A 9,455-nucleotide genomic window follows, 5' to 3' on the forward strand; every position below is an offset into this window, starting at 1 on the left:
ATGCTCCAGCACCTGCAGCTGATCGCGCCGCGACTCCATGTCGATGAAGTCGATGATCACCACGCCACCGATATTGCGCAGCTTGAGCTGGCGGGCGATCTCCACAGCCGCTTCACAGTTGGTCCAGAGCACCGTCTCGCGGGAATTGGACGAGCGGGTGAACGAGCCCGAGTTGACGTCGATGACGGTGAGCGCCTCGGTGGGCTCAATGATCACGTAGCCACCGGAAGGCAGATCCACCCGGGGCTTGAGGGCATCCCGGATGGCGGCGTTGACCTTGAAGTGCTCCAGGATCTCCGCCGATTCGACGTGGGCCTCCACCAGCACCGAAGTGTGGTCGGAGCCGAGGAAGGCGTTGGCCCGGGCCACCGCTTCCGGGGTGTCGACCACCACGCGGACCAGCTCAGGGCTGTAGAGATCGCGCAGGACGCGATGCACAAAGTCTTCATCGCGGTTGAGCAGCACCGGCGGACTGGCACTCTCAGCCGCGGTCTGAATGGCCTCCCACTGGCGCAGCAGGGTTTCGAGGTCGTCGATCAGCAGCTCTTCGCTGACGCCCTCGGCCTCGGTGCGAATCAGCAGGCCCGCCCCAGGGGGCTTGATCAACACCCCGAGGGCCCGCAGGCGGTTGCGTTCGTTTTCGCCGTTAATCCGGCGGGAGATGTTGACACCCTGGCCCTGGGGCTGGAGCACCAGGAAACGCCCCGGCAGGGCGAGATTGCCCGTGAGGCGGGGACCCTTGGTGCCGGTGGGTTCCTTCATCACCTGCACCAGCACCTTCTGGCGAGGCTCCAGCAACTCGGTGATGCCGGCGGCACCCTTGCGCAGCCGCAACGGGCCGAGATCGGTGACGTGAATGAAGCCGTTTTTCTCGCTTTCGCCGATGTTCACAAAGGCGGCATCGATCCCGGGCAGCACGTTTTCAACCGTGCCGAGATAGACATCGCCGATCTGGTAGCGGCCTTGGGCCACCACCAGTTCATCAACACGTTCGTCGTTGAGAACTGCAGCGATTCGCAGTTGCTCGGCAATGACGATCTGCTGGGGCATGGGGAGGGGGATAGGGCCCGACGGGCCCGGCCAGGGGAGAACTCAATGGACAGGATCTGGCTGGACCAGATCTGGGCTGGGCGGAACCGGTTGGGGGCTCTGCCGATCCCGGGTCATGCAATGCGGTGGGGCTGTCGTCGGCCCGTCAAATCGATCGGCCTGGGGAAGGGCCTGGAGCAACCGGGTTGCCGGGGAAACCGGACAGCCCGGGAGGCGTTGCTGCGAAAAATGCTGTTCTGAATCAGCCGCGCATCAACTGCCGCGGAACAGCTTTCAGGAATGGAACTTCTTGAAAGCGGTGGGGCGAAGACTGGGGCAGGGGTGCCCTGGGGCGGTGAAACCAGCGAATCTGGCTACCGGCAGCTGTGGCTTCCGAGGAAAACGTCGGAGTTCACGAGCTATTCGCCTTAGATGCAATTTAGCACGGGCTTCAACACAAGAGCCTGGCGGCGCAGAGCTGTCAGGCTCAGGGATTGGCCCAGGCGCTCAGCGATCCAGTGCTGCACCTGCTCGGGCCGCAGACTGCGCCCGGAGGCATCGATCGCCGCCCACAAGCTGCACGGCTGGGTGCTGTCTGGCGCGGCGGGCATCTGCAGATCCAGCAGGAAAGGCCGGCAGTCCCGAGTGCGGGGACGGCCCTTCTTGTCCGTGTCGTGCCAGATCAAGGTTTCAGCCGCCAGCAGGGTGGCGCGAGCCTGCAGCCACTGCTCGGGCGCCACCGGCTCTCCCCCCTGGGCCTGGAGCAGGAACGTCCACTGGGCGGACTCCAACTCCTGGGACAGGCTCACCCCAAACACCGGAACCCGGGCGATCGAGAGGAGCTGGAATTCAGGGGGCAGCTGGGGTTGCAGCCGCTCCCGCACCTGGGCCGGATCCAGCTCCTGGGTGAACTCCAGGTCGAGCCACTCGCCGTGCCCCTCCACCCCCAGGGGCAGGGGCAGGGCCAGCTGCAGACGCGGCAGGGGGTGGAAGCCGCCCGTGAAGCTCACCGGCAGCCCGGAGCGGCGCAGGGCCCGCTCCAACATCCGCAGGGTGTCGAGGTGGCTGATCAGAGCGAGGGAACCCGTTTTGGTGAAACCGATCCGCAGCCGATCCACCCGCTCGCTGGCCGGGGCCCGCTGCGGCAAGGCGGCCGGAATCGCCGGCGGCGGAATCACCACGTTGTGACCGAGCTCCGGACCACAGACGCCGCAGCTGCTGCACCCCTCGAAAGAACAGTCGGGCACAACGGCCTCGGCCAGGGCCCGCTGGAGATCCTCCGCCAACCAGCGCTTATCGAGGCCGGAATCGATGTGGTCCCAGGGCAGGCTCTGGCGGCAGAAGGCCTCCAGATCCGCCGTCTCCATCGCCTCCGCCGCGCTCCAGGCCCCCAGCTCCAGCTGGCGGTAGCGCCCCCCCAGACCCGCCGCCTCAATCGCGCCGGTCCAGGCGGCATAGCTGCGCTCGGCCGACTCAAACCAGGCATCGAGACCCGCCCCAGCCCGCCAGGCCGCCTCAATCACCGCCGAGACACGCCGGTCGCCGCGGCCCACAAAATCTTCCACCGCCGAGAGGCGCACATCGGTGAAGTTGGTCTTGAGGCCGCGCAGCTGACGCAGGGCCCGGCGCAACAACTCCTGGCGCCGCCGAAACTCCGCGGTGCTGACGCTGTGCCACTGGAAGGGCGTGTGGGGCTTGGGGGTGAAATTGCTGATCGTCAGATTCAGCTCCAACCGGCCTAGATCCGCACACTGCCGCTGCAGGGCCTGGCAGGTGTCGGCGATGCCGAGCACGTCGGCGTCGGTTTCTCCCGGCAGGCCGATCATGAAATAGAGCTTCACCTTGCGGTAGCCGTTCTCCATCGCCATGCGGATGCCGGCCAGCAGCTCGGCATCGGTGAGCCCCTTGTTGACGATGTCGCGCAGGCGCTGGCTGCCGGCCTCGGGGGCGAAGGTGAGCCCGCCCTTTCTCGTTCCCCCGAGGATGTGGGCAATGTTTTGATCGAAGCGGTCCACCCGCTGGCTGGGCAGGGTGAGGCTCACGTTCTGATCCGCCAGGCGGTTGCGCAGCTCCACCCCCACCGCCGGCAGGGCCAGGTAGTCGGAGCAGCTGAGCGACAGCAGCGAGAAGTCGCTGTAGCCCGTGCGCCGCATCCCCTCTTCCACGGCGTCCACCACCGCCTCGGGCTCCACGTCCCGGGCGGGGCGGGTGAGCATGCCGGGCTGGCAGAAGCGGCAACCGCGGGTGCAGCCTCGGCGGATCTCCACCGTGAGCCGGTCATGCACCGTTTCAATGTGGGGCACGAGCCCCATGGCGTAGTGGGGCATCGGCGTGGCGGTGCGGCGCTGAATCCGCGCCGGGAGACCGGGCTCCAGCGGCTCGAGCGCCACCCCATCGGCGCCGGGGCCATAGAAGCCAGGCACATACACGCCCGGCACCTGGGCCAGATCCCGCAGCAGATCGCGGCGAGTCAGCCCGGCAGCGCGAGCCTCGGCCACCACCAAGCCGATCTCCGGGAGCAGCTCCTCGCCATCGCCCAGGGCGATGAAGTCGAAGAAGGCGGCGAAGGGCTCGGGGTTGCTGGTGGCGGTGGGACCGCCGGCAAAGATCAGCGGAGACGCCTCCGGGTGGCTGAGGGGTAGGTCGCCGCGGTCGGCCGCCCGGATGGGGATGCCCGCCAGCTCCAGCATCTCGAGGATGTTGGTGCCGCCCAGCTCATAGCTGAGGGAGAAGCCCAGGATGTCGAAGGCCGCCAGGGGGCGGCGGCTCTCCACCGCAAACAGGGGCGCGCCACGCTCGCGCAAGCGGGCCGCCAGGTCCGGCGCCGGCAAATAGCTGCGGTCGCACAGCTGGCCGGGAACGGCATTCAGGATCGAATAGAGAATGATGTGGCCGCTGTTGCTGGCCCCCACCTCGTAGACCTCGGGGTAGGTGAGCGCCCAGCGCACGCCGGCGGCTGGCCAGTCGGCCCCCCAATCCCGCTCACGCACCCCCAGCTCATTGCCCAGATAGCGGGCCGGCTTGCTGATCTCCAGGTCGACCAGGGCGGTGAAATCCACCGGGGCCGCAACGGAACCATCCAGGGGCGCCTCGACGGGGACGACAGTCACAGATGGGAGCGGCTGGAGAGCTGCCTTGATCGTATGCAGTGCCACCCGCCATAGGACAATCCCGCCATCACCTCCCGTCCGCGGCACTCCCCTTCCATGGCCCAGGTCAACGGCAACTACCTCAAGCTCAAGGCGGGCTACCTGTTTCCAGAAATTGCCCGGAGGGTGAAGGCCTTCAGCGAAGCCAACCCGGAAGCGCCGATCATCCGTCTGGGCATCGGCGATGTCACCGAGCCGCTGCCGGAGGCCTGCCGCAGCGCCATGAAGGCCGCCATCGACGAGATGGGCACCCGCGAAGGCTTCCACGGCTACGGGCCCGAGCAGGGCTACCTCTGGCTTCGCGACGCGATCGCCAAGCACGATTTCCAGGCCCGCGGCTGCCAGATCACGGCCGAAGAGATCTTCGTCTCCGACGGCTCCAAGTGCGACAGCAGCAACATCCTCGACATCCTGGGACCCGACAACCGCATCGCCGTGACCGACCCGGTGTATCCGGTGTACGTGGACAGCAACGTGATGGCAGGCCGCACCGGCGACGCCGATGACGCCGGCCAGTACGGCGGCCTCACCTACCTGCCCATCAACGCCGAGAACGGTTTCACGGCGGAGATCCCCAACACACCGGTGGATCTGATCTACCTCTGCTTCCCGAACAACCCCACGGGCGCGGTGGCCACCAAGGCGCAGCTCCAGGCCTGGGTGGACTACGCCCGCGCCCATGGCGCCCTGATCCTGTTCGACGCCGCCTACGAGGCGTTCATCCAGGACCCCTCCCTGCCCCACTCGATCTATGAGATCGAGGGCGCCCGCGAGTGCGCCATCGAGTTCCGCTCCTTCTCCAAGAACGCCGGCTTCACCGGCACCCGCTGCGCCCTCACCGTGGTGCCCCGCGGCCTGATGGGCACCGCCGCCCATGGCGAAGCTGTGGAGCTGTGGGGCCTGTGGAACCGGCGCCAGTGCACCAAGTTCAACGGCGTCAGCTACATCGTGCAGCGCGGTGCCGAAGCGGTGTATTCGCCCGAAGGCCAGGCCCAGGTGAAGGCCCTGGTGGCCTTCTACATGGAGAACGCCGCGATCATCCGGCGCGAACTCAGCGCCGCCGGCATCCAGGTGTACGGCGGCGAGCAGGCCCCCTACGTGTGGCTGAAAACGCCGGACGGCCTCGATTCCTGGGGCTTCTTCGATCGTCTGCTGAGCCAGGCCCATGTGGTGGGCACCCCCGGCAGCGGCTTCGGCGCCGCCGGCGAGGGCTACTTCCGCCTCTCGGCCTTCAACAGCCGTGAAAACGTGGAGGAAGCCATGCGGCGCATCCGGGCCCTTTAATGGAGCCGTCGTCATGACACCAGCGGCCATGACCTCCCCCAGCGTCGCCCAACCCATCGCCACCCAGACCCCCGGCCGCGAGAGCGGCGGGGCCGCTGTGATGGAGAAGGCTCCGGAGCGGGTGCGCAAGCCCTCTCCCCGCTACAAGGTGCTGCTCCACAACGACCCGGTGAACACCATGGAATACGTGGTGGGCACCTTGCGGCAGGTGGTGCCGAGCCTCAGCGAGCAGGACGCGATCGCCGTGATGCTGGAAGCCCACAACACCGGCGTGGGCCTGGTGATCGTCTGTGATCTGGAGCCGGCGGAGTTCTACTGCGAAACCCTCAAGGCCAAGGGCCTGAGCAGCAGCCTCGAGCCGGAAACCTGAATGATCCCGCCCTCAGCCGAGGCGCCCAACCCAACCCGGCCCCATGGCTGGGGCACCCTGTTGTACGTGCCCCTGCTCTATGGCGCAGGCTGGCTGTTCTCCCGTCCCCTGGCCCTGGTGGCCCCTGGCTGGCGCTCAGACCAGGTGGACCTGGCCGGGCTGGTGGTGGCGCTGCTGTTGCTCCTGGTCACCCTTCCGGTGCGCCTGCGGCGCGTCTGGCAAGAGCCCCAACCCTGGGAGCGACTGGGCGTGGCCGTCCCCCCAACTGTCGGCCTGCGCAGCGGCGTTCGCGGCCTGCTCAAGGCCCTGGCCCTGCTGGTGCTGGTGGCTGGGGCCCTGCTGCTGGCGGGCCAGGCCCAGTGGCTGGGCGAACTCCATGGCGCCCTGCTCCTGAACGGCCTGTTGCTGCTGCTGGGCGTCGGCTTCGCTGAAGAGCTGTTGTTTCGCGGCTGGCTCTGGGGCGAACTGGACCTGCAGGTGGGCCCCCAGCGGGCCTTGCTCCTGCAGGCCGTGATCTTTGCCCTGCTGCACCCCTGGTACCGCGCCCCGGGCTTGGAGGCCGTGGGTCTGCTGGGGGGGCTGGTTCTGCTGGGGCTGGTGCTGGCCCTGCAGCGCCGCGCCGATGGGGGCTCCCTGTGGGGTGCCGTCGGCCTCCACGGCGGCCTGGTGGGGGGCTGGTTTCTGGTGCAAAAGGGACTGCTTCAAATCTCCCCGGCGGCCCCCGCCTGGTGGGTGGGGCCCGGTGGTGCCGACATCAACCCGATCGGCGGCCTGATCGGCTGGATCGGCCTGGGGGCCCTGCTCTGGGTGCGGCGCCGCTGGTGGAACGGCGCTACCGGGTCGCCGTAGCCAGGGCTTTGCGCCCCTCCACCGGCGCGTGCAACGCCTCCTCGAGGGGCGCTAGTCCGTAGTCGCGCTCCAGCAGATCCATCACCGTGCGGCCGAAATCGGCGGGGTTGCGCTCGAACGCCTCCAGGCAGATGCGGCCGAAGGTGCTGCCCATGGGCTCGGGGTTCCAGAGCAGCTGCCGGGCCGTCCAGGGCAGCATGCTCATCGGGTTGTAACCGGGCTGGATCAGGCCCTGCTCGAAGCCGTATTGCTCGAGGTGGGTGTGGGGCTGCAGGCCGATGAAAAAGATCGCCGGCTCCACCTTGTCGGCCCCGAAGATGCGCTCGAGCTCGCGGTGGTAGGCCACGGTCTGGCGGATCGTCTCAGGGCGCTCATCGATGACGTTGAACGAGTAGTTCACCGACACGTGCTCGCGGAAGCCGGCCCGCGCCAACAGGCGGCAGTTCTCCAGCACGGTGCGCAGGTTGTAGCCCATGCGCATCTTGCGCACGAGCTCCTGGGAGCCGGAGGTGATGCCGATCTCGAAATAGTCCATCCCGGTGGCCACCATCAACGCCGCCAGTTCGGCATCGAGGTTGTCGGCGCGGATGTAAGCCGCCCAGCGGATGTCGTTCCAGCCCTGGGCCTGGATGGCTCGTAGCAGCTGCTTGGCGTCGTCGATGTAACGGCGCGCGGGGATGAACTGGGCATCGGTGAACCAGAAGCCGCGTACTCCTTTGGCATAGAGCTGGCCCATCTCGGCGATCACCTCCTCGACGGGGTTCACCCGCACCGCCTTGCCCTCCACCACCGTGTACACGCAGTAGCAGCAGTTGTGGGGGCAGCCGCGCTTGGTCTGCACGCCCACGTAGAAGTCACCCCCCTCGAGATACCAGTCGAGCTGGGGCCAGATCTCAGCGATGTAGGCGTAGTTGCAGGCGGTTTTCTCCATGCCCGCCGGCTGCTCATGAATCAAACCCGCTCGGGGCGCTTCGCCCACCACAAAGCAGCGCTCACCGGCGATCGAGTCGCCGCGGATCAGCTTCTCCAAGAGCGGCTCGCCTTCCCCCACCGACACCACGGTGCCCTTGGGCAGCTTGCGGCCCAGCTGCTCGTAGAACACGCTCACGGCCCCGCCGCCGATCACGGCGCGCGCCTCAGGGTGGAAGCGACGGGCGCGGCGCAGCCCCCGACGCACCAGCCGCAGGTTGCGCCACAGCTCGCCGTAGAACGACGCCATCAACTGCAGACCGCCCCAAGCCCCCCGCAGCCGTCTCAGGGGGTTACGGGCATAGAACACCTCAAACGAGTTCTGCAGGGGATTGCCCCCCCGGCCATCCACCGGCGCGTAGATCTGGATGTCGCGCCAGGAAAACACCAGCAGGGTGGGGCGAAACGCCGCCACCACCTGGAGCAGCACCCGCTCCACATCGAGCAGGGGCACCGCTGCCAGGTCCAGGATCCGCTGGGGCATCCCCCCGAACTGCTTGTGCAGGTGATCGGCCAAATAGATGGGTCCGATCGGGAAGATGGGATTGCAGGGCAGCCGTACCAGCAGCACCCGGTGGTCGCTCGTGGTGCTCACGGCCGTTAACTCCAGGGGCCCGAAGGCGTGGACGCTAACAACCTGGATTCGGCGCGGCGGGCCTGCTCCTGGACGGCAGTGGGCAACCAGGACAGCCAGGCCGGGTGCACACACAACCGAGGCACCAATCGGTAGCCGGAACGCTCCAGAACCGCCGCCAGCTCGGTGGGCCTGGGCTGGGGATAGGCGGGATTGATCACATCCCCGCTGTCGATCCCACCGAGATCGTCAATGCCGGCCTCCAGGGCGGCGGGCAAGGCCTCCAGGGGCCAGAGGTTGGGCGGCATCTGCAGATGCACCTCCGGGGGCAGGATCCTGCGGGCCTCGGCGATGGTGCCGAGCAGGTCGGCCTGCTCCGCTGCGCTGAGCCGCTGGGCCGTGGCGCCATCGGGCCGGTAGGGCTGCAGGATCACCTCCTGCAGGTGACCCCAGCGCGCCTGCAGCCTGGCCAACCACTCCAGCGCCTCGCGGCGATCCGCCTGGCTCTCGCCCACCCCCAGCAGCAACCCGGTGGTGAAGGGAATCCCCAACCGCCCGGCCTGCTCCAGCTGGGCCAACCGGACCTCCAGCTGCTTGCTCGGTGCCCGGCGGTGCAGGACGTCATAGGCGGGACCCAGCCCTTCCAGCATCAGTCCCATGGAGCCATTGAGCCGGGCCAGGGCCGCCATCTCCGCCAGGGACAGGGGACCCGCATTGGTGTGCGGCAATCGGCCCTCTGCCCAAGCCAGCCGACACAGGTCCAGCAAGCGCGTCGTCCAGGCCGCCCGGTGGGGAGAGTGCGGAGCCACCTCGCCACTCAGCAGCAGCACCTCCGCCGCCCAGGGCCTGGCCACGAGGGCAGCCCGGGCCTCGCCGTCCCCGAGGGCGTCAGCCAGGGGGTCGGCGGGATCGGGAGGGCGCCGGAAACTGCAATAGCCGCAAGCGTTGAAACAGGCCCGGGTGGGCACCAGCGTGACGCTGGGACTCCAGGTGATCGAGCGACCCGCAGAGCACCCATCAGCGGAGCTGATCGGAGTCATCAGCAGCCCTGGGCCACCCAGGCCAGATCCCTCTCACCAATGCCGCAATCTTCCGTTACAGTTGCGAGCGACGGGATTCCGTCCGGCGGTTTTCGCCCTGGCGGTTTACCGCCCTCCATACCCGTTCCTCTGGAACACTCTTCTCTCGTTCTCATGACAACCACTCTCCAGCAGCGCCAAGGCGCTTCTGC

The 9,455-nt window shown here is 67.9% G+C and carries 7 protein-coding genes; 3 read left to right on the top strand and 4 right to left on the bottom strand.

Annotated features, from left to right (window positions below; genetic code table 11):
• On the bottom strand, positions 1–1,050 hold a 1,050-nt coding region (locus KBY71_RS13300), incomplete at its 3' end, for an Rne/Rng family ribonuclease (RefSeq protein ID WP_254929376.1).
• Positions 1,051–1,457: 407 nt separating this feature from the next.
• Entirely contained in the window at positions 1,458–4,139 is a 2,682-nt protein-coding gene (locus KBY71_RS13305; protein ID WP_254929377.1) for a TIGR03960 family B12-binding radical SAM protein, read from the bottom strand.
• Between the two features lie 96 nt (positions 4,140–4,235).
• On the opposite strand from KBY71_RS13305, the gene KBY71_RS13310 reads away from it, so the two are divergent.
• From KBY71_RS13310 to KBY71_RS13320, 3 genes are read left to right on the top strand one after another with little or no spacing between them, the layout of a single operon-like run.
• A complete protein-coding gene (locus tag KBY71_RS13310) occupies positions 4,236–5,462 on the top strand; it encodes an LL-diaminopimelate aminotransferase (protein WP_254929378.1) in 1,227 nt (408 codons plus the stop codon).
• Positions 5,463–5,490: 28 nt separating this feature from the next.
• Positions 5,491–5,832, top strand: a complete 342-nt coding sequence (clpS, locus tag KBY71_RS13315) for an ATP-dependent Clp protease adapter ClpS (protein ID WP_254929379.1) — start codon at positions 5,491–5,493, stop codon at positions 5,830–5,832.
• Positions 5,833–6,681 (top strand): CPBP family intramembrane glutamic endopeptidase, encoded by an 849-nt coding sequence (locus KBY71_RS13320; RefSeq protein ID WP_254929380.1) that lies wholly within the window; start codon positions 5,833–5,835, stop codon positions 6,679–6,681.
• Here KBY71_RS13320 and KBY71_RS13325 read toward each other — a convergent pair.
• Together KBY71_RS13325 and cofG are read right to left on the bottom strand one after the other, a co-directional pair.
• A complete protein-coding gene (locus tag KBY71_RS13325) occupies positions 6,665–8,245 on the bottom strand; it encodes a photosystem II high light acclimation radical SAM protein (protein WP_254929381.1) in 1,581 nt (526 codons plus the stop codon). The two genes, KBY71_RS13320 and KBY71_RS13325, sit on opposite strands and share 17 nt — an antisense overlap.
• A gap of 5 nt (positions 8,246–8,250) precedes the next feature.
• The gene (gene cofG / locus KBY71_RS13330) at positions 8,251–9,264 is read right to left on the bottom strand and encodes a 7,8-didemethyl-8-hydroxy-5-deazariboflavin synthase subunit CofG (protein WP_254929382.1); all 1,014 of its coding nucleotides are present in this window, start codon (positions 9,262–9,264) and stop codon (positions 8,251–8,253) included.
• Between the last annotated feature and the right edge of the window lie 191 nt (positions 9,265–9,455).

Source organism: Cyanobium sp. T1B-Tous (genome assembly GCF_024345475.1).
Lineage (GTDB): Bacteria > Cyanobacteriota > Cyanobacteriia > PCC-6307 > Cyanobiaceae > Cyanobium_A.

Bases quoted from the DNA above. Each gene is read 5' to 3' on its own strand.
- KBY71_RS13320 (WP_254929380.1), top strand. From the start codon at position 5,833: ATGATCCCGCCCTCAGCCGAGGCGCCCAACCCAACCCGGCCCCATGGC.
- clpS (WP_254929379.1), top strand. From the start codon at position 5,491: ATGACCTCCCCCAGCGTCGCCCAACCCATCGCCACCCAGACCCCCGGC.
- cofG (WP_254929382.1), bottom strand. From the start codon at position 9,264: ATGACTCCGATCAGCTCCGCTGATGGGTGCTCTGCGGGTCGCTCGATC.
- KBY71_RS13310 (WP_254929378.1), top strand. From the start codon at position 4,236: ATGGCCCAGGTCAACGGCAACTACCTCAAGCTCAAGGCGGGCTACCTG.